18 protein-coding genes and 2 tRNA genes are annotated in these 20,029 nt (G+C 67.5%); 12 read left to right on the forward strand and 8 right to left on the reverse strand.

Annotated features, from left to right (window positions below):
• Position 1 precedes the first annotated feature (1 nt).
• On the forward strand, positions 2 to 637 hold the full coding sequence (locus N1027_RS11110) for an FMN-binding negative transcriptional regulator (RefSeq protein WP_259507726.1): 636 nt from the start codon (positions 2 to 4) through the stop codon (positions 635 to 637).
• Positions 634 to 2,235, forward strand: coding sequence for an amidohydrolase (locus tag N1027_RS11115; RefSeq protein WP_443669353.1), 1,602 nt, complete (start codon positions 634 to 636; stop codon positions 2,233 to 2,235). The genes N1027_RS11110 and N1027_RS11115 overlap by 4 nt, the downstream gene beginning before the upstream one ends.
• Positions 2,236 to 2,373: 138 nt before the next feature.
• Here N1027_RS11115 and N1027_RS11120 read toward each other — a convergent pair whose 3' ends face one another.
• Positions 2,374 to 2,859, reverse strand: coding sequence for a Dps family protein (locus N1027_RS11120; RefSeq protein WP_259507728.1), 486 nt, complete (start codon positions 2,857 to 2,859; stop codon positions 2,374 to 2,376).
• A gap of 73 nt (positions 2,860 to 2,932) precedes the next feature.
• Positions 2,933 to 3,406 carry a hypothetical protein gene (locus N1027_RS11125; RefSeq protein ID WP_259507730.1) on the reverse strand — a complete coding sequence of 158 codons (474 nt, stop codon included), beginning with the start codon at positions 3,404 to 3,406 and terminating at the stop codon, positions 2,933 to 2,935.
• Positions 3,407 to 3,539: 133 nt separating this feature from the next.
• On the opposite strand from N1027_RS11125, the gene N1027_RS11130 reads away from it, so the two are divergent.
• Complete coding sequence (locus tag N1027_RS11130; protein WP_259507731.1) at positions 3,540 to 4,586, forward strand: DUF4190 domain-containing protein; 1,047 nt, start codon at positions 3,540 to 3,542, stop codon at positions 4,584 to 4,586.
• Between the two features lie 15 nt (positions 4,587 to 4,601).
• On the opposite strand, the gene N1027_RS11135 is transcribed toward N1027_RS11130, so the two are convergent.
• Positions 4,602 to 5,675 carry an epoxide hydrolase family protein gene (locus N1027_RS11135; RefSeq protein WP_259507733.1) on the reverse strand — a complete coding sequence of 358 codons (1,074 nt, stop codon included), beginning with the start codon at positions 5,673 to 5,675 and terminating at the stop codon, positions 4,602 to 4,604.
• A gap of 112 nt (positions 5,676 to 5,787) precedes the next feature.
• Positions 5,788 to 5,858 (reverse strand) — tRNA-Gly (locus N1027_RS11140).
• A 105-nt stretch (positions 5,859 to 5,963) separates the two neighbouring features.
• Between N1027_RS11140 and N1027_RS11145 the strand changes: the two genes are divergently transcribed.
• The 9 genes from N1027_RS11145 to N1027_RS11185 all read left to right on the forward strand — a co-directional run bounded on the left by N1027_RS11145 (position 5,964) and on the right by N1027_RS11185 (position 14,102).
• Positions 5,964 to 6,038, forward strand: a tRNA-Pro gene (locus tag N1027_RS11145).
• A gap of 40 nt (positions 6,039 to 6,078) precedes the next feature.
• Positions 6,079 to 7,455: a trigger factor gene (tig, locus tag N1027_RS11150; RefSeq protein WP_259507735.1), complete on the forward strand. Its 1,377-nt coding sequence runs from the start codon at positions 6,079 to 6,081 to the stop codon at positions 7,453 to 7,455.
• A 112-nt stretch (positions 7,456 to 7,567) separates the two neighbouring features.
• Positions 7,568 to 8,434 (forward strand): CPBP family glutamic-type intramembrane protease, encoded by an 867-nt coding sequence (locus tag N1027_RS11155; protein ID WP_259507737.1) that lies wholly within the window; start codon positions 7,568 to 7,570, stop codon positions 8,432 to 8,434.
• Between the two features lie 112 nt (positions 8,435 to 8,546).
• Positions 8,547 to 9,140 carry an ATP-dependent Clp protease proteolytic subunit gene (locus N1027_RS11160; protein WP_259507739.1) on the forward strand — a complete coding sequence of 198 codons (594 nt, stop codon included), beginning with the start codon at positions 8,547 to 8,549 and terminating at the stop codon, positions 9,138 to 9,140.
• 37 nt (positions 9,141 to 9,177) lie between these two features.
• Positions 9,178 to 9,843: an ATP-dependent Clp protease proteolytic subunit gene (locus N1027_RS11165; protein ID WP_259507741.1), complete on the forward strand. Its 666-nt coding sequence runs from the start codon at positions 9,178 to 9,180 to the stop codon at positions 9,841 to 9,843.
• Between the two features lie 254 nt (positions 9,844 to 10,097).
• Entirely contained in the window at positions 10,098 to 10,523 is a 426-nt protein-coding gene (locus N1027_RS11170) for an AAA family ATPase (protein ID WP_259507743.1), read from the forward strand.
• A 90-nt stretch (positions 10,524 to 10,613) separates the two neighbouring features.
• A complete protein-coding gene (gene clpX / locus N1027_RS11175) occupies positions 10,614 to 11,891 on the forward strand; it encodes an ATP-dependent Clp protease ATP-binding subunit ClpX (protein WP_092555411.1) in 1,278 nt (425 codons plus the stop codon).
• Positions 11,892 to 11,920: 29 nt separating this feature from the next.
• Positions 11,921 to 13,081 (forward strand): benzoate/H(+) symporter BenE family transporter, encoded by a 1,161-nt coding sequence (locus N1027_RS11180; protein WP_504923085.1) that lies wholly within the window; start codon positions 11,921 to 11,923, stop codon positions 13,079 to 13,081.
• Positions 13,082 to 13,109: 28 nt separating this feature from the next.
• Positions 13,110 to 14,102, forward strand: a complete 993-nt coding sequence (locus N1027_RS11185) for an aldo/keto reductase (protein ID WP_259507746.1) — start codon at positions 13,110 to 13,112, stop codon at positions 14,100 to 14,102.
• 81 nt (positions 14,103 to 14,183) lie between these two features.
• On the opposite strand, the gene N1027_RS11190 is transcribed toward N1027_RS11185, so the two are convergent.
• From N1027_RS11190 to N1027_RS11205, 4 genes are all read right to left on the reverse strand, one after another.
• Positions 14,184 to 14,423, reverse strand: coding sequence for a hypothetical protein (locus N1027_RS11190; protein WP_259507747.1), 240 nt, complete (start codon positions 14,421 to 14,423; stop codon positions 14,184 to 14,186).
• Positions 14,424 to 14,445: 22 nt separating this feature from the next.
• Positions 14,446 to 14,892 carry a GNAT family N-acetyltransferase gene (locus N1027_RS11195; protein WP_259507748.1) on the reverse strand — a complete coding sequence of 149 codons (447 nt, stop codon included), beginning with the start codon at positions 14,890 to 14,892 and terminating at the stop codon, positions 14,446 to 14,448.
• Positions 14,893 to 14,906: 14 nt separating this feature from the next.
• Positions 14,907 to 17,525, reverse strand: a complete 2,619-nt coding sequence (valS, locus tag N1027_RS11200; RefSeq protein ID WP_259507750.1) for a valine--tRNA ligase — start codon at positions 17,523 to 17,525, stop codon at positions 14,907 to 14,909.
• A gap of 65 nt (positions 17,526 to 17,590) precedes the next feature.
• Positions 17,591 to 19,987, reverse strand: coding sequence for a wHTH domain-containing protein (locus N1027_RS11205; RefSeq protein ID WP_259507751.1), 2,397 nt, complete (start codon positions 19,985 to 19,987; stop codon positions 17,591 to 17,593).
• Positions 19,988 to 20,029 lie beyond the last annotated feature (42 nt).

Genomic DNA, 20,029 nt, shown 5'->3' on the forward strand with positions numbered 1-20,029 from the left:
CATGCGCCACAATCCCGTTTTCGACCTCACCGACCCCGACGAGATCCGTCGGCTGATCGGCGAGAACCCGTGGGCCACGATCGTGTCGTCGACCTCGAACGGTCTCGTCGCCTCCCATTACCCCGTGCTGGTCGACGACTCGCGCGAGGAGCTCGCGATCGTGAGCCACGTCGGCCGGCCGGATGAGCGGCTGCACGAGTGGGGAGACCACGAGGTGCTGGTGATCATCCAGGGCCCGCACGGCTACATCTCGCCCGGCTGGTACGATCCGTCGCCCGCGGTGCCCACCTGGAACTTCGTGACGGCGCACCTCTACGGCGTGCCCGAGATCCTCCCCGCCGACGAGAACCTCCGCGTGCTCGAACAGCTCGTCGATCACTTCGAAGACCCGATGCCGAATCCGCGGCGGATGCGCGGCACCCTCGAGAACTCGGCCTACGCCGATCGCATCAGCGCGGGAACGGTGGGGTTCCGGCTGCCGGTGACGCGGTTCACGGCGAAGGTCAAGATGAGCCAGAACCGCGACGAGGAGACGCAGCAGCGCATCGTGGGGGAGCTCGAGGGTTCTGGGCCCTACGCGAGCGCCGAGCTGGCGCGCGAGATGCGGTTGGCCAACCCCGAGGTCTTCGGGGCGTGAGCGCTGCGACTTCGTTGCTCCTGGCGGGGGCGCGGATGCCCGGTGAGACGGAGCCGGTCGACGTCACGATCGCTGACGGCCGGGTCATGGCCGTCGTTCCTGCCGGCCGTGGTGATTTCGGGCGTACGAGCACGGGAGCGAGCCCTGTGGAGGCGTCGCTTAGCTCCACGTTCGCCCGAAACGACAGCGCATCGGCGGAACGGATCGATCTCGAGGGCCGCTGGGTGATCCCGGGCCTTTGGGACAACCACGTGCACTTCAGCGCCTGGGCGGCCGTCTCGCGCCGCCTCGACGTCTCGGCCGCCCGCTCGGCTGCCGAAGTCATCGCCCTGGTGCGCGACGCGATGGACGGTCGGCCGCGAGCGACCGACGGCGTGCCGACGGGCGGAGCCGCAGTCGGGGGCGGGGTGCTCGTGGGGTTCGGGTTCCGTGACGGTCTGTGGGCCGACGAGCCGACCGCCGCGGGCCTCGACGCCGTGTCGGGCGGTCGCCCGGTCGTGCTCGTCTCCGGCGACCTGCACTGCTGCTGGCTGAACTCGGCCGCGCTCACCCGGTTTGGCCGCGCCGGGCATCCCACCGGCGTGCTGCGTGAAGACGACGCGTTCGCGGTGCAGCGCGCACTCGACGACGTGCCCACCGCCACGATCGACGCCTGGGCACTCGATGCTGCGCGGGCAGCTGCGGCTCGCGGCGTGGTGGGTGTCGTCGATCTCGAGATGGCCTGGAACCACGACGTCTGGCGGCGCCGCGCGGCTGCTGGTCACGACCTGTTGCGCGTCGAGTTCGGCATCTACCCGCAGCACCTCGATCGCGCGATCGCGGCGGGCCTGCGCACGGGCGACGTCGTCGACGGCGGCATCGTGCGCGTCGGCCCGTTCAAGGTCATCACCGACGGGTCGCTGAACACCCGCACCGCCTACTGCTTCGACGAATATCCGGGGCTCGAGGGCCGACCCGACTCGCGCGGACTCCTCACCGTGCCGCCCGCGGAACTCGAGGCGCTGCTCGCCCGGGCCACCGCCGCCGGGCTGATGCCGGCCGTTCACGCCATCGGCGACCACGCCAACACCCTCGTGCTCGATGCGTTCGAGCGAATCGGATGCTCGGGCTCGCTCGAGCACGCGCAACTGCTCGCGCTCGCCGACATCCCCCGCTTCGCCGCCCTCGGCGTCGTGGCGAGCGTGCAGCCGGAGCACGCGATGGACGACCGGGATGTCGCCGACCGCTTCTGGGCCGGCCGCACCGGCCGCTCCTTCGCCCTCGCGAGCCTGCTCGAGGCCGGCGCGGCGCTGGCCCTCGGCTCCGACGCCCCCGTCGCGCCTCTCGACCCTTGGGTCACGATGGCGGCCGCGGTGGGGCGCACCCGCGACGGGCGCGAGCCGTGGCATCCGGAGCAGCGCATCTCGGCTGCCGCGGCGCTCGCGGCGTCCACCCGGGCGGGCACGCGCATCCGTGTCGGCGCCCCCGCCGATCTCGCGGTGACCGACCTCGACCCCCTCGTGCCGAGCGACGACCCGACCGCCGCTGCCGACCGCTTGCGCACCATACCCGTCGCGCTGACGCTCCTCGCCGGGCGTGCCACCCACCGCACCCTCTGACCCGCGAATCGCCAAAACACGCCGTGACGTGTCGGGTCGTAGCGACGGATTTTGGCGACTCGACGAGAAACGCCGCCGAGCACGAAAAAGCGGGCGCCACCCCGGAGGGCGCGCCCGCTTTCGCGAAGGGCTCGAGAACTACGCGGCGATGTGCGCGAAGAGGAACCAGCGGTCTTTGTCGAGGCCGCGGGCGATCTCGATCGCCACGTCCTGGCTGGTCTGGTCGATGAGGTCGAGTTCTTTCACGGCCTTGTTGACCACGACGAGCGCCACGTCGATCTGCTCGATGATCGTCGCGATCATCGCATCCGAGGCGAGGAATCCGGCCGGCATCTTGGCGGCGCCGGTCTTTTCGGCGACCGTCTGGATGCGGGCATCGATCGGCAGGCCGAGGGCCACGACACGCTCGGCGGCCGTGTCGGCGTAGTCCTGGGCGTGGTCGACGACCTGGTCGAGCAGCTCGTGCACTCCGATGAAGTTGGCGCCCCGCACGTGCCAGTGCGCCTGCTTGCCGTTCACGGCGAGGGCCTGGAGTTCGATGACCACCGGGCCGAGGAACTGCGCCGCAGCTGCGGCGACATCCGGGCTCGTGGTGCTGGTGGGGGTGGTGATTACCTCAGTCATTGGGTGTCCTTCCGATTCCCTATGCCTCAACGGTACTCAGCCAGAAAAATGCCGCAAGCAAGCTGAGGCTCGGCTAAATGTCTTCAGAAGCCGGGAACGGGCGCCGGAAGTACGCGTTCGAGTTGGGCAGGTACATGGTCACGATCGCCACCACCGCGACGAGCGCATGGGCGATCGCGGTGCCCGGGTTGCTGAGGAACTCGTAATACACCCCGACCAGACCGATGACACCCAACACCGTCAGGGTGTTGCGCGCCCACACCCGCCCCCGCAGCATGAACACCGCACACACGATGCGGAGCACTGCGACGAGCGCGATCAGGACGCCGGCCGTGATGAACAGGCCCACCAGCGCTGCCGCCTCCGAGTTCTCCACCCCGACGACGAGCGGGATGGCGCCCGCGATGAGTGCGAAGCCGAGCCCGCCGATGACCGTGAGGATGCCCTCGGCGATCCAGAGCCAGAACGAGATCTTCACCTCCAGGGGGGAGGCGAGCAGGGCCGGCTCGTCGGTGAATTCCGGACCGGAGAGTTCGTCATCGGACATGTTCTGGCCTTTCGTCGGCGGTGCTGATCGTCGGCTGTGTGCTGACGAGACTATCGCTCCTGACTTCTGCGGCCGGCGAATTCACCCTCGAACACGGGTGCAATCCGTTGGGCCCAGTGCCACACTGGGAAAGGTGACGAATCTTCCGCCCGGAGCTGGGCCCACCGACAATTCCGACGACGAGAACAACGGCGCGGTTCCGCCCGTTCCGCCTGTTCCTCCGCTACCTCCGGTGCCGCCGGTCAGCCCGCCTCCCGCCGGGACCTCGGGCCAGGATGCGCCGCCCCCCTACCAGCCGCCGCCCGCGTATGTTCCGCCGCCGGCGTACGCGGAGGTGCCTCCCGGGCAGGTGCCTCCCGGCCAATACGGCCAGCCACCCCAGTACGGCGGCCCCCCGCCCGCAGCCCCGCCGGGCGGCGTCAACGGTCTGGCGATCGCGTCGATCATCGTGGGCGGTGTCGCCTTCATCGGCGCGTTCATCCCGTTCCTCAACTACGCGGTCTGGTTCGTCGCGCTGGTCGGTCTCGTGCTCGGCATCATCGCACTCGTGCGCAAGGGCAAGAGCAAAGGTCTCGCCATCGGAGGCACGATCCTCTCCGCGGTGGCCTTGATCCTCTCGATCGTGCTCGCGATCGTCTACACCGTCGGCTTCATCGGCGCGGTGAACCAGGCCGTCGACGAGGGCCTGGCCACCATCACGCCGATCCCCGCCGACCCGTTGCCGAGCGACGACCCCTTCGCCACGACCGAGCCCGATGAAGGCACCGACGACGGCACCGACGACGGGGGCCTCGGTGACGTGATCGCGGCCCAGTTCGGCCAGGTCGTCACCTACGACGACGGCATGGAGATCTCGGTTTCGGAGCCGACACCGTTCACACCATCAGGCAATGCGGTCGGCGCCGACCAGGCGACGAACCTCTCGTTCACGGTCACGATCGTCAACGGCACCGCGACCGACTACCAGCCGTTCTCGTTCTCCACCGTCACCTCCGGCGGCGTAGAGGCGAGCCTCATCATCGACCCCGACAACGGGGCCGAAGGGCTGCCGCCGGTCGACACCATCCCTGCCGGGCAGACCGTGACCTACGTCGAGGCCTACTCGGTCGCCGACGCGAACGACGTCGTCTTCGACGTGGCGCCCGGCTTCGAATACACGACCGCCCGCTTCACGAACTGAGCGTCAGCATCCCGATCAGCTCACCGCGCGCATGAACGCGGTGAGCTGATCGGCGATGAGCTGAGGTTCCTCGAGGGCGAGGAAGTGCCCGCCGCGATGGGGCGCCGAATACTGCCGGATGTCGCTGGCCGCGCGTTCGGCGATGGAGCGCGGGAACGCATCCATGTCGATCTCGTGGCTCTGCGTGACGGCGACGGGCACCGTGATCGTCGGCCGCGGCGCGTTCGAGGGATAGTCGAGGTACTGCCGGAACGACGTGCCGATGCTCTCAGTGACCCAGTAGAGCGTGAGCGCGGTGCAGAGGGTGTCGCGGTCCCAGCGCGATTCGAGGTCGCCGTCGCAGTCGCTCCAGGCGCGGTACTTGTCGAGGATCCAGGCGGCCAGCCCGGAGGGGGAGTCGGCGAGGGCGGCCGCGATCGTGTCGGGGCGGGTGCTCATGATGTCGCTGTACCCCGAGTCCCACTCGTCGCGCGCCGCCTCGGCGTCGAAGAAGGCCTGTTCGGCGGGGGTGATCGGATGCGCGTCGAAGTCGGCCGGGAACGGCCCGTGGATGACATGCAGGCCCGCCACCTCGCCCGGATACATCGTGGCGAGCCATCCGGATGCCGCGCCACCGATGTCACCCCCGAAGGCGAAGTACCGCTCGTACCCGAGCGTCTCGGTCATCAGTTGGTGAAACCCCTCGGCGATCGCCGCCCGGGTGAGGGGTCCTTCGGGCAGCGACGACCAGAGGAATCCGGGGAGCGTCGGGATGACGACGTCGACGTCGAGCAGATCGGCGAGCGGCAGCATCTCCACGAAACTGCTCGGCCACCCGTGCGCCAGCAGCACCGGCGGTCGGCTCGAGTCGCGTCGCCGATGCACGAAGTGCTGCCCCCGGTCGATGAACTGCGGATACGCGTTCAGCCGCGTCTCCGCCGCCCGCCAGTCGAACTCCCCGCCCCAATACGCCACGAGTGATCGCAAATACGCGGGATCGACCCCCGCATCCCACCCCGCAGCACTCGGCGAGGTGAACCGAGAGCGAGCCAGTCGAGCCCGAAGGTCGTCGAGAACCTCATCGGAAACGGAGATACGAAAAGCGTCCATCCCCCGAAGCTAGTCGTACGACGAAGCGATGAGGTGAGAAGCGGCCCGGGTGAGGGTGCGCCATGACGGGCCGCGCGACGCCGCAGGAGCGGCGGCGTCGCGAAAAGAGGAGAGGGGATGACGGGAATCGAACCCGCGTGATCAGTTTGGAAGACTGAGGCTCTACCATTGAGCTACATCCCCGTGAGGGGCTTTCACCCCAGGCACCCGAACATCGTAGTACAGCTTCGGGGGTGCTGTGTGTCAGCACCTGGGCGTGCAGTAGACTTGCCGAGGCCATTTCGCCGCCGGGGCGTAGCTCAGCTTGGCTAGAGCGCCCGCTTTGGGAGCGGGAGGTCGCAGGTTCGAATCCTGTCGCCCCGACACGACGCCGAACCTCACAACCATCAGGAGAGACCCCAACGTGAAGACCACGGTCGAAAAGCTCAGCCCCACGCGTGTGAAGATCGCCATCTTCGTCACCCCCGACGAACTGAAGCCCAGCATCGATCACGCTTACGGCCACATCGCCGAGCAGATCAACATCCCCGGCTTCCGCAAGGGCAAGGTGCCGCCGCCCATCATCAATCAGCGCGTCGGCAAAGAAGCCGTGCTCGAGCACGCCGTCAACGACGGTCTCGACGGCTTCTACCGTGCCGCGGTCGACGAGAACGAGCTCCGCCCGCTCGGCCGCCCGCAGGCCGACATCGTCGAGTGGCCGAAGGCCGACGACTTCTCCGGCGACCTCGAGCTCGCCATCGAGGTCGACGTGCGCCCTGAGATCGACCTGCCCGACTATGAGGGCTTCGAGGTGGCTGTCGAGCCCGCCGTCGTCAGCGACGCGGATGTCGACGAGGAGCTCGAGCGCCTGCGCAGCCGCTTCGGCACGCTCGTGACGGTCGACCGCCCGGCCAAGACCGGTGACTTCGCCCAGCTCGACCTCGTCGCCATGGTCGACGACGTCGAGGTCGACACCGCGTCCGGCATCTCCTACGAGATCGGCTCCGGCGAGCTGCTCGAGGGTATCGACGAGGCGCTCGACACGCTCACCGCGGGCGAGACCACCACCTTCGAGGCCCCGCTGCTCGGCGGCGACTACGCCGGCCGCGACGCGCTCGTCACGGTCACGCTGAACGCGGTGAAGGAGCGCGAGCTCCCCGAGGCCGACGACGACTTCGCGCAGATCGCCAGCGAGTTCGACACGCTCGACGAGCTGAAGGCCGACCTCAAGAGCCAGGTCGAGAAGCAGAAGGCGTTCGGCCAGGCCTCAGAGGCCCGCACGAAGATCGTCGAGAGCCTGCTCGAGAAGGTCGACGTGCCGGTTCCCCCGGCTCTCATCGAAGACGAGGTGCAGCGTCACCTCGAGAGCGAGAACCGCCTCGAAGACGACGTGCACCGCGCCGAGGTCACCGAGTCGAGCGAGAACACCTTCCGCACGCAGATCCTGCTCGATGCGGTCGTCGACAAAGAAGAGGTCAAGGTCTCGCAAGACGAGCTCACCCAGTACCTCGTGCAGTCCTCGGCCCAGTACGGCATGGACCCGAACGAGTTCGTGAAGATCCTCTCCGAGTCGAACCAGATCCCGGCCATGGTCGCCGAGGTGGCCCGTAACAAGGCACTCGCGATCATCCTGTCGAAGGCGAAGGTCGTCGACACCGACGGCAAGGCCGTCGACATCTCCGAGTTCACCACCCTCGCGGCCGACGACGAGGGCGAGAACCTGGTCGGGGCCAGCACCCTCGGCGCCGACGACCACGCCGGCCACGACCACGACCACGACCACGCGGGTCACTCGCACTAGTCGCATCGGCGGTCACGCACCGCACTCGGGAAGGGCTCGCATCCAGACGGATGCGGGCCCTTCTTCTGTTTCACGGGTGTCGCCGGCGCCCGACCCAGGGCAGACTGGGGGCATGACCGCGCCGACATCCGACGCGCTCCACCCGCACGCGGGTGTCGCGGGCGATCGACGCGCCGCGAGTTGGGCCCTCCTGCCCGCCGTGCTGGTCTGCGGGGCGGCCATCCTCCTGTTCGGGCTGCGGCTCCCGGTGCCGGGATACCTGATGCTGGTCGGCGGGGTCGTGCTGGCGTTCCTGTTGGAACGGCGGGGCCTCACCACCGCGGGGTTCGGCCGCGATCTCCTGCTGGTGGCTCTCGGCCAAGCCATCGTGAACACCATCTCGGTCGAGGCCGACATCAGCTACGGCAACATGGCGCTGATGGGCACGGTGCTCGCCCTGGCGGTGGCGGTGCCCTACCTGATCTCCCGGTTCCTCTACCGCGACCGGGCCATCCGCTTCCCCTGGCGTGGTGGCGGGCGCTGGGGGCGGTTCCACTGGGGCTACATCGCTCTCGTCATCGGCCTCGGCTGGCTGATCCTGCCGTTCTACTTCATCACCTCGGGGGTCTACCTCAACTGGCCGACGGTCAGTGAGCCCGACGAGGTTATCCGGTTGTTCATCGGCGTCAACGCGGTCGGCACCTGGGACGAGCTGTTCTTCATCTGCACGATCTACGCCCTCCTCCGTCGGCACTTCCCCGACTGGCTGGCGAACCTGCTGCAGGCGACGGTGTTCGTCTCCTTCCTCTGGGAACTGGGCTACCAGGCCTGGGGTCCGCTGCTCACCATCCCGTTCGCGCTGCTGCAGGGCTTCATCTTCAGTCGCACGAAGTCGCTCGGCTACGTCGTGACGGTGCACCTGCTGTTCGACGCGGTGGTGTTCCTCGTCATCGCCCGAGCGCACAATCCGCAATGGCCCCCCATGTTCCTCGTGGGCTGAGCCGGCGCGGGCCCTGGAGCGAACCGAACACTCTGCCGACGGCGAACACGGGCGCCGCGGAACCTCCGCTCCAGTAGATTCAAACCACTGCAAGTGAATTGGAGCGACACACATGGCCGAAACGGCTCTTCCATCCAGCGTCTTCGACCGTCTGTTGAAGGACCGCATCATCTGGCTCGGGTCCGAGGTTCGCGACGACAACGCGAACGAGATCTGCGCCAAGATCCTTCTGCTCGCGGCTGAAGACCCCAAGCGCGACATCTACCTCTACATCAACTCGCCCGGCGGCTCGATCACGGCCGGCATGGCGATCTACGACACGATGAAGTTCGTTCCGAACGACATCGTCACCGTCGGCATCGGAATGGCCGCGTCGATGGGCCAGTTCCTCCTCACGTCGGGCACCAAGGGCAAGCGGTACATCACGCCCAACGCCCGCGTGCTCCTGCACCAGCCGCACGGCGGGTTCGGCGGCACCGCATCCGACATCCAGACCCAGGCCCAGCTCATCCTGAGCATGAAGCAGCGTCTGGCCGAGCTCACCGCCGCCCAGACCGGCAAGACCGTCGAGCAGGTCAACGAAGATGGCGACCGCGACCGCTGGTTCAGCGCGCAGGAAGCGCTGGAGTACGGATTCGTCGACCACGTTCGCGAGTTCGCGAGCGACGTCATCGGCGGCGCCGGCACCGCGGCCGACCAGGTCTGATCAGCACCGGATTTCGAGAGAAACAGGGATACAACTAATGGAGACACCCACGTTCGGTGCGAGTGCATACCGCAACGGCACCATGCCGACGGATCGCTACATCCTGCCGACCTTCGAAGAGCGCACGGCTTATGGCTTCAAGCGCCAAGACCCGTACGCGAAGCTGTTCGAGGATCGCATCATCTTCCTCGGCGTGCAGATCGACGACGCCTCGGCCGATGACATCATGGCCCAGCTGCTCGTGCTCGAGTCGCAGGACCCGGATCGCGACATCGAGATGTACATCAACTCACCCGGTGGCTCGTTCACCGCGATGACGGCGATCTACGACACGATGCAGTACGTGCGTCCGCAGATCCAGACCGTGTGCCTCGGCCAGGCGGCCTCCGCTGCGGCCGTATTGCTCGCGGCCGGAACGCCCGGCAAGCGCCTCGCTCTGCCGAACGCGCGCATCCTCATCCACCAGCCGGCCACCGGCCAGGGCGGCGGACAGGCGTCCGACATCGAGATCCAGGCTCGCGAGATCCTGCGCATGCGCGAGTGGCTCGAGGGCACGCTCTCGCACCACTCGAACCGCACGCTGGAGCAGGTCAACAAGGACATCGACCGCGACAAGATCCTGTCGGCCGACGAGGCGCTGGAGTACGGCCTCATCGACCAGGTTCTGACGTCGCGCAAGAACGTCCCGGCGCTCGTCAGCTAGCTGTGCTGGTCCGGAGGGGCCCGTCGCCTGTGGCGGCGGGCCCCTCCGCTCGCGCCGCCGCTTCTGCGGCGCGAGGCGACATGTGGCGGTCCGGTCGCTTCGCGGCCGGGCCGCCACCCAGGGTCGTCGAGTACGGCCCGCAGCTTTCGATTCGCATCCCGGCGTAGTGGATGCGATTTCACCAGCAGCCAGCGCATCCATTCGGTGATTTTGGAGCTGCAAAGGCGCGGCTCTCGCGTGTTCTCCGCGGGCTTGTGGGACCCAAGTGGGGGTTCTTCCTGCGGGCCGAGACCATGCACGGCTACTACAGCTACCTCGAGGCGCTGCCGGATTCGCCCGATCGCGACTTCCACGAGATGAGCCACGGCGAGTCGTTTCTGGCCCTGCTCGACCGCAAGATCGACTCGCCCGGCTTCTTCTGCCTCGACGAGCCGGAGGCTGCCCTCTCCTTCGGCTCCACGCTGCGGTATCTCGGGCAGCTCGACGCCCTGGCCAAGGCCGGCGCACAGGTCGTGTGCGCCACGCACTCGCCGGTGCTGGCCTCGCTGCCCGGTGCGACCATCCTCGAACTCGGCGAGTGGGGTATCCGCGAGTCGGCCTGGCACGACCTCGAACTCGTGCACCACTGGCGCAGCTTTCTGGATGCGCCGGGCCGTTACCTGCGTCACATCGTCGATTGAGCGACGGATGAGGGGAATGTGGCGTCGTTGGCCGTGCTTGTCCGGGGTTCAGGTTAGGCTCGACAGAACACAGCGTTTAGGAGGCTGGGCATGGCACGCATAGGAGAGAGCGCCGACCTGCTCAAGTGCTCGTTCTGCGGAAAGAGCCAGAAGCAGGTTCAGCAGCTCATCGCCGGTCCCGGTGTCTACATCTGCGACGAATGCGTCGAGTTGTGCAACGAGATCATCGAGGAGCGTCTGTCCGAGGCCAGCGAAGAGGCGGCCAGCGAGTTCGAACTCCCGAAGCCGAAGGAGATCTATTCCTTCCTCGAGGAGTACGTGATCGGGCAAGACGCAGCGAAGCGCGCCCTCAGCGTCGCGGTCTACAACCACTACAAGCGCACCCGCGCCCGCACGGCGATCGTGTCGGCCGAGGCGCAGGCCTCCGAGGTCGAGATCGCGAAGAGCAACATCCTGCTCATCGGTCCCACCGGATGTGGCAAGACCTATCTCGCGCAAACCCTGGCGAAGCGGCTGAACGTGCCGTTCGCCGTGGCGGATGCGACAGCCCTCACCGAGGCGGGCTACGTCGGCGAAGACGTCGAGAACATTCTGCTGAAGCTGATCCAGGCCGCCGACTACGACGTCAAGCGGGCCGAGACCGGCATCATCTACATCGACGAGGTCGACAAGATCGCCCGTAAGGCCGAGAACCCGTCGATCACCCGCGACGTCTCGGGCGAGGGCGTGCAGCAGGCGCTGCTGAAGATCCTCGAAGGCACGGTCGCGAGCGTTCCGCCGCAGGGTGGGCGCAAGCATCCGCATCAGGAGTTCATCCAGATCGACACGACGAACGTGCTGTTCATCGTGGCGGGAGCCTTCGCAGGGCTCGAAGAGATCATCTCCCAGCGCGCCGGCCGCCGCGGCATCGGCTTCAACTCGCCGCTGTACAGCAAGAAGGCCGAAGCGAACCTGTTCGGCGAGGTGCTGCCGGAAGATCTGCACAAGTTCGGGCTCATCCCCGAGTTCATCGGCCGGCTTCCCGTGGTCACCACGGTCACGCCGCTCGATCAGGCCGCGCTCATGCAGATCCTCACGGTTCCGCGCAACGCGCTCGTGCGGCAATACCAGCGGATGTTCGAGCTCGACGGAGTCGAACTCGACTTCGAGCACGACGCCCTCGAGGCCATCGCTGATCTCGCGGTGCTCCGCCAGACCGGCGCCCGTGGCCTCCGCGCCATCATGGAGGAGGTGCTCGGGCCCATCATGTTCGAGGTGCCCTCCACCGACGAGGTGGGCCGCGTCATCGTCACCCGCGAGGCCGTGCTCGAGAACGCAGCGCCCACGATCGTTCCCCGCAAACCGCGGCGCGAGGAGAAGTCGGCCTAAGCGCGCAAGGCACTCTCATCATCCAACCCATCTCGGCGGGGATCGTCTCCGCCATCACGGGGTTCGCCAGTTCGTTCGTGCTCGTGGTCGCCGGCCTCCATGCCGTCGGCGCCACGGATGCACAAGCCTCCAGCGGTCTACTCGCCGTCTGCGTCATCAGCGGGCTCTGCTGCATCCTGCTCGCGTGGTCGTTCCGGATGCCGATCTCGTTCGCGTGGTCGACACCGGGCGCGGCCCTGCTCGTCGCAGCGGCCGCCACCACCGACGACTTCCGGGCTGCTGTCGGCGCCTTCCTCGTCTGCGGCGCTCTGATCGTGCTCTGTGGGCTGTGGCCGGCGCTCGGGCGCGCGATCACGCGCATCCCGAAGCCGCTGGCGAGCGCCATGCTCGCGGGCATCCTGTTCCCGATCTGCCTGGCTCCCATCCAGGCCTCGGTCGAGATCCCGTGGCTCGCGTTGCCCGTGGTGATCACCTGGCTTCTCTTCTTCCGCCTCGCACCGCGCTGGGCAGTGCCCGCCGCCATGGTGGTGGCCGCCATCGGCATCGGCGTGACCGGCGGGTCGGGCTGGCTGACCGAGGCGAGTCTCGCGCCGAGTCTCAGTTTCGTGGTGCCCGAGTTCGATCCACTGGTGATCGTGAGCCTCGGCCTTCCTCTGTTCATCGTGACGATGGCGGGCCAGAACGTGCCCGGGTTCGCCGTGATGTCGACCTTCGGATACGCCGTGCCACCTCGGCCGGCCCTGCTGGCCTCGGGCATCGGCACCATGACAGCCTCGTTCTTCGGTGGTCATGCCGTCAACCTCGCTGCCATCACCGCGGCCATCATGGCGGGGCCCGACTCGCATCCCGATCGCGACAAGCGGTGGGTGGCCTCGGTGACCGCCGGCATCCTCTACGTGGTGTTCGGCCTGGCGGCCGGCGTCGCCACCGCGCTCATCGCGGCGGCGCCCCCGATCCTCATCACCGCCGTGGCGGGGCTGGCGCTCCTCGGCGCCCTGGTGGCGGCAGTGTCGAACGCCATCGAAGACCCGGCGCACCGCATCCCGGCCATCGCCACCTTCTTGGTGACGGCATCCGGAGTCTCCATCGTGAGCATCGGATCGGCCTTCTGGGGCCTGCTCGTCGGGGGCGTGATCATGCTGTGGAGCGCCTTCCCGTGGCGGCGTCGTAAAGTGATCGAGGGGTCCTGAGACCCCGTCACGCGTCGAAGGGAATCGGATGCAGTACACACGCCTCGGTCGGTCAGGGCTCGAGATCTCGGCGATCGTGCTCGGGTGCATGAGCTACGGCGAGCCGGGCCGCGGAACCCACCCGTGGTCGCTGCCCGAGGAGGAGTCGCGGCCGTTCTACCGTCGTGCCCTCGAGGCGGGAATCACCACCTTCGACACCGCTGACAGCTACTCGGCCGGGTCGAGCGAGGAGTTCGCCGGCCGGGCGCTCGGCGAATTCGCGCGGCGTGACGAGATCCAGATCGCGACGAAGGTGTATTTCCCTCTGCAGCACAGTCCGCTGCACGACGGGCCGAACAGCCGCGGGCTCTCGCGGGCGCACATCCTCACCTCCATCGACGAGAGTCTGCGCCGTCTCGGCACCGACTACGTCGACCTCTACCAGATTCATCGGTGGGACGACGAGACGCCCATCGAAGAGACGATGGAGGCCCTGAACGACGTCGTGCGCTCCGGCAAGGCGCGGTACATCGGCGCCTCGTCGATGTGGGCCTGGCAGTTCGCCAAGGCGCAGCACACGGCCGAGCGGAACGGCTGGACGCGCTTTGTATCGATGCAAGATCAGTACAACCTGCTGCAGCGCGAAGAGGAGCGGGAGATGCATCCGCTCGCCCTCGATCAGGGCGTGGGTGTGCTGCCGTGGAGCCCGCTGGCTCGCGGGCGTCTGACGCGGCCGTGGGGTGTGGAGACGGCGCGCACCGAGACCGACGAGGTGACGAAACGGATGTACGGGCAGGCCGAGGAGGCCGACCGCGCGATCGTCGAGGCGGTGGGGCGGATCGCGGATGCCCGCGGTGTGAGTCGCGCGCAGGTCGCGTTGGCGTGGGTGCGTCAGCAGACCGCCGTGTCAGCGCCGATCGTGGGCGCCACGAAGCTGTCGCAGCTCGACGACGCGATCGCGTCGCTCGACGTCACGCTCGACGCCGAGGAGCTCGCCGCGCTCGAGGCGCCCTACACTCCCCGCCTTCCCGAAGGGTTCTGAGAGGCCCGCCGCCGAATCGCCAAAAACTGACGGAATGCGGGGGAGCGTTGCGGCGTGTTGTGGCGACTCGATGGGCGCGCGCTACGCCCCGGGGGTGACGACGGCGGCGTCCGTGTCCGCGTCGTACTCGATCACGGTCTCGTCGTCGAGCTCGACGACGGGTTTGCCCTCGAGCCAGGTCAGCGTCCAGCTCCATTCGGATGCTGCGACTCCCGCCTCGGCCAGCTCGCCCTCGACCTCGTAGATCGCGTCGATCACGGGCTGGGGGAGGCGCGACGGCGGTTCGTCGCCGACGAGCCACCGGGTTCCGAGCTGGATCATCAGAGGGTTCCGCCCTGCATCATCAGAGTTCCTTGTCGTAGGTGACCCACTGGGTCTTCTCGGCCACGTTCTTGTAGAGCGAGCGCGCGGTCTCGTTGTCTTTCGCGGTGATCCAGCGCACGATGCTCGCGCCTCGGGCACGGCCGACATCCGCAACGCCCTCGATCAGCGCGCTGGCGATGCCCTGCTTGCGGTTCTCGGGCAGCACGTAGAGGTCGTCGAGGTAGAGCCCGCGGCTCCCGGCGAGGGGGCGGGCGAACTCGCGGAAGTGGGCGAGACCCACCACCTCGCCGTTCTCGTCGACCGCCACCAGGCACTCGAGCTCGTTCGAGTCGTCGATGATCCAGCTCCACACCAGCACGGCCTTCTCGTCGTGCAGCGGCGTCTCGTAGAACTCTCCGTAGCCGGTGTACACCGCGTGCCACGGAAAGAACTCGCTCGTCTGGACGGGTCTGACCTCGATCGGCATCGTCGCCTCCTGGCTCACTGGTTGCCCTCCGTCGTCTCGTCGGGTGCTAGAACAATATCGCTGACCACCAGTTCCGCCGCGGAGGCGAACCGCAACTCCGCGATGCGGCCGACCGCCTTCAGATCGGCGGCGGCGAGCTGCAACAGGGCGATCTGCTCGTCGGGGCCGGCGATGGTCGCGGAGGCGACCGCGGTCTTCTGCGACGCCTTGGCAGCGGTCTTCGCGCCACGGATGCCCACGAGCGCCTTGCCGGCGAGAGTGAGCAGGGGGGCGTGCGCCGGCAGCTCGGCGCTCACGCCGTCTGGCAGCGATGAGCTGACCGAGGCGGGCCAGGCGGCGTTGTGCACCGACTCCTCGTGCGTCCACGACCACACCTCTTCGGTGGCGAACGGCAGGTAGGGCGCGAACAGACGCAGCAGCACGTCGACTGCGGTCTGCAGAGCCAGCACGGCGGAGGCTTTGCCGGCCGCCTCCGACTCCTCGCGGTAGGCGCGCTCCTTCACGAGTTCGAGGTAGTCGTCGCAGAAGGTCCAGAAGAAGGTCTCGGTGATCTCGAGCGCGCGGGCGTGGTCGTAGTTCTCCAGCGCGGTCGTGGCCTGGCGCACGACCTCGTCGAGGGCAGTGAGCATGCTCTGGTCGACGGGCTCGGTGATCGCAGTATGACCCGACGGCAGCTCGAAACCGTAGACGAACTTCGCCGCGTTCAAGACCTTGATGGCGAGGCGCCGCCCGATCTTGATCTGGGTGGGGTTCTTCTCGTCGAAGGCCGCGTCGGTGCCGAGCCGCGACGACGCGGCCCAGTAGCGCACCGCATCCGAGCCGTGGGTTTTCAGGATGTCGGCGGGCGTCACCACGTTGCCCTTCGACTTCGACATCTTCTTGCGGTCGGGGTCGACGATGAAGCCGGAGAGCGAGGCGTGCGCCCAGGGCTTCTCGTTCGTCTCCAGCGTGGAGCGCAGCATCGTCGAGAAGAGCCAGGTGCGGATGATGTCCTGCCCCTGCGGCCGCAGATCATAGGGGAACACCATTCCCCACAGCTCCTCGTCGCGCATCCAGCCGCCCGCGAGCTGCGGGGTGAGGGAGGAGGTGGCCCAGGTGTCCATCACGTCGACCTCGCCCTGGAAGCCGCCGGGAACACCGCGCTGCGCCTCGGAATACCCGGGCGCCGGGTCGGACGACGGGTCGACCGGCAGGATGTCGCGGGTGGCGAGGATCGGCTCGTCGAACTTCGGGTTGCCGTCGCCGTCGAGCGGGTACCACACCGGCAGTGGCACGCCGAAGAAGCGCTGACGCGAGATGAGCCAGTCACCGGTGAGGCCGCCCACCCAGTTCTCGTAGCGCACGCGCATGAAGTCGGGGTGCCAGTCGAGCTCGGCGCCGAGTTCGAGGAGGCGGGCGCGCAGTTCCTCGTCGCGCGCGCCGTTCTTCACGTACCACTGGCGTGTCGACACGATCTCGAGCGGGCGGTCGCCCTTCTCGAAGAACTTCACGGGGTGCACGATCGGCTTCGGGTCGCCGATCAGCTCGCCCGATTCGCGCAGCAGTTCCACGACGGCCTGCTTCGCCGAGAACACCGTCTTGCCGGCCAGCTGCGCGTAGGCGGCCTTGCCCGCTTCGGTGGTGATCGCATCCGGAGCGTCGCTCACGATGCGCCCGTCGAAGCCGATGATCGCGCGGTTGGGCAGATCGAGGTCGCGCCACCAGATGACGTCGGTGAGGTCGCCGAAGGTGCAGATCATGGCGATGCCCGAGCCCTTATCGGCCTGGGCGAGGTGGTGGGCCACTACGGGCACCTCGACGCCGAACAGCGGGGTGGTGACGGTGGTGCCGAATAGCTCCTGGTAGCGCGGGTCATCCGGATGCGCCACCAGGGCCACGCAGGCGGGCAGCAGCTCGGGGCGGGTCGTCTCGATGAGCACGTCGTCGCCGTTCGGAGCGTGGAAGGCGAGGCGGTGGTAGGCGCCCGGCTGCTCCTTGTCTTCGAGCTCGGCCTGGGCGACCGCGGTGCGGAACGTCACGTCCCACAAGGTGGGGGCCATGGCCTGGTAGGCCTCGCCGCGCTCGATGTTGCGGAGGAACGCCAGCTGCGATGCGGTCTGCGACTCCAGGGAGATGGTGCGGTAGGTCTGAGTCCAGTCGACCGAGAGGCCGAGGTCGCGCCAGAGCGCCTCGAATTGCTTCTCGTCTTCGACAGTGAGGCGGTCGCAGAGCTCGATGAAGTTGCGGCGGGAGATCGGCAGCTGATCGGCCGCCTTGGAGCTCTTGTTGTCGCCGCCCTCGAACGGCGGCTCGAAGCCGGCGTCGTAGGGGAGCGAGGGGTCACAGCGCACGCCGTAGAAGTTCTGCACACGGCGCTCGGTGGGCAGGCCGTTGTCGTCCCAGCCGATGGGATAGAAGACGCGCTGACCCTGCATGCGGTGGTAGCGCGCGATCACGTCGGTGTGGGTGTAGCTGAAGACGTGGCCGATGTGCAGCGAGCCGGAGGCGGTCGGCGGTGGCGTGTCGATCGAGTAGACCGTCTCGCGTGTCGCGCCTTCACGGGGGAAGAGGTAAGTGCCGCGGGTCGACCACTCGGCGTCCCATTTGGCTTCGAGCCCTTCGAGCGCGGGTTTCTCCGGAACATTCGCGGTCATTGTGAGCCTCCAGCCCTATAGACGGCACCGAGTCCAAGGTGCCTGATAGTCGTGACAACGCCATTCTACGGGTGAGCGGCGGCCGCACCTGGTATGGCCGTGACCGATGCGGTACGCGGATCGTTCACGTCGTAGCCGAGCCATCGGTATCCAGCGATCACCTCGTCGATCGACCCCATGTGCAATGCGACTGTCGCCACGAGCCAGGCCGGCACCGGCGTCGACGGATCGAGCCACGGTGCTTGCCCGTCGCCATCCTGGCTGATCATTCTCAGGTGTCGCCACCGCACGAGACGGCGCTTCTCCTTTGGCAGGCCAAGCCTTCGGAGAAGGGTTCTCTTGCTTTCGCCGTGCTCGCTTGGGACGGGGACGTCATCAGAGAAGGTGATTCCGAATCGGCCGAGTCGCCGCCGCAGATCCGATACCGGCTCGCCCAACTCCCGCGACACGTCATGGAGATGTGCCATGGGCGAGACCTGGTCTGCCCGGAGAGTCGGTGCTTCGCCGTCGAGGTCCCGGCTCAGTAAGCGCACGTCGTGGTCGGTCGGCTCGGCACCCGTCAGGTCGAGCACGGGGACATCGACGAACCCCAGCGAGCGGAGAGTTTCGATGATCTCGCTGCAGAGCTTTCCGCTGGCTCGCGCCGCTCGTGATACGTGTCCCATCCCGACCGCGTCGGACGGCCTCAACCATGGTGCGATGCCGGTTGCATCTTCGCTCACTGCGATCAGATCTGCCGTGGGCAGGGGGCGCATGACAAGGGTGCGAGCCAGTTCGTCAAATTCGATGGTTCGCATCTCGAGTTCGCCAATGACGTCTGAAACCGGAATTCCGAGACGCCATGAAGTCTGCTGCAGGTCGAATGCGCTGAGCGGTCGAAATGTGCCGTCGGCGGTCTGTCGTCGGGCGAACGATAGCGCGGTTCGCACCACGGTATTCGTGTCGGGTAGCGCGTCAGCGTTTTCGGCAACCGGCAGACCGAGCTCGCGGGCGCGCGCAATGATCTGACGCAACGGATAGCGAAGGAGCCGTTCTGCGTCATAGATCGAGACGGCGCTCTCGAACCATCGGCTGGGTCGATCGTTTGTGCCGGACCGTTCAATGCGGATCGGCATCCCGAGCATGATCGCATCGGAAGGTCGCCCCGGCGCGACCGATCGATGGGCTGGCGCAGAAACCCCCAGCTCTGTGTACAGACCACCGGCCGCCAGTCGGGACAGTCGCCAGTTCACCACCGGTGTGGTGTTGCTGTTCGTCGAGTGTTCTTCGTCCCCAGGAACGAAGCCGGCCATGGCCACATCGACCTGCCTCTTGTGCATCGTGATGGCGCGGTCATCGCGATCGAAGGCGCGTGCGATGATCGCGTCGGCCAGCCGGGGAAATCGCCCAGTCGCTCCCAACAGCCAATCCGGGTTCCCGACGATGTGCCAAGCGTCAGCGACTGCCGTGCTCGCGGCCGCTTCGCACTGGGACTCGATCGCTTGAAAATCGAGACCGACGATCTTCTGCCGATCTGCCGTCAGAGCGGGTGAGTGAGCCCCGTGCAGGTTCATCACCATTCCCGGCAACCAGGCGCCCGCCCAAAGGCCATCTGCCAGGACTGCGCCGAGACCGTCCGCGTGAACCCACCACAGCGTGCCCGGGATCGCGGGCACGCAGTTGTGCGGCGAGAGCGACAGCTTCGACGTGGCCTGGTTGAGCTCGCCGGGTGACCAGCGGTGCTCAAGTCCGCGCTGGTCGGCGGCGCGGAGGTTCACGGGACAGGTGATCACCAGATCGCGGAGCGTCGCGACGGCGGAGACGGACACGTTCGGCTTCAGCCAGAGTCGCACGCGCGTGCCGTAGTCCGTCGATGCTCCATGGTCGACGACGTCGAAGGCCTCCGCCGGGCCGGGGATGTGCATCGAGAGGAGCGAACCGATCGAGCCGTCGCGCTCGAGTCGCGCAGTTGTGACGCTCACCGCGTCGGCGAGCATGAAGTACGACAGCACGCCGATGCCGAAGCGTGAGTTCTGCCAGAGTTCCACGGGCGGAGACGCCGCAGCGAACGCAGCCGTCTCCGCGGCGCGGTCAGCCAGATCGGATGCACGCACTCCCGCCTGACAGAACGCCTGCGACATTTCCGCGATCCCCATTCCGGCACCATGGTCGAGACAGTCGATGAACGGGCGGCCCGTGTCATCAACTCCCTGGAAGAATTCGATCTCCGGCGCTTCTCGCGACGATGGAGCTCCGGGGAGCCTGAGGAACTCGCGGCGGGCGGTCGCGAGACGGCAAGCGTCAAGCGCGTTCTGGTAGAGCTCGCGCACCGCCAGCTCGGGCTCACCGTAGAGGTTCTCGCCCATCAGGAATGCTCGAATGCGATCCTCCGCCAGATGGAACCGCAAACCACTCGCGACGACGCTCGACGAAAGGGGCTCACCCTCCTCCTGGTCGAAGGTGAGGAATGATCGAGTAGCCATTCTCTGATGTTAGCTCAGCGGCGAACGACTCGCTGTTCCGGG

Source organism: Herbiconiux aconitum, from assembly GCF_024979235.1.
Lineage (GTDB): Bacteria > Actinomycetota > Actinomycetes > Actinomycetales > Microbacteriaceae > Herbiconiux > Herbiconiux aconitum.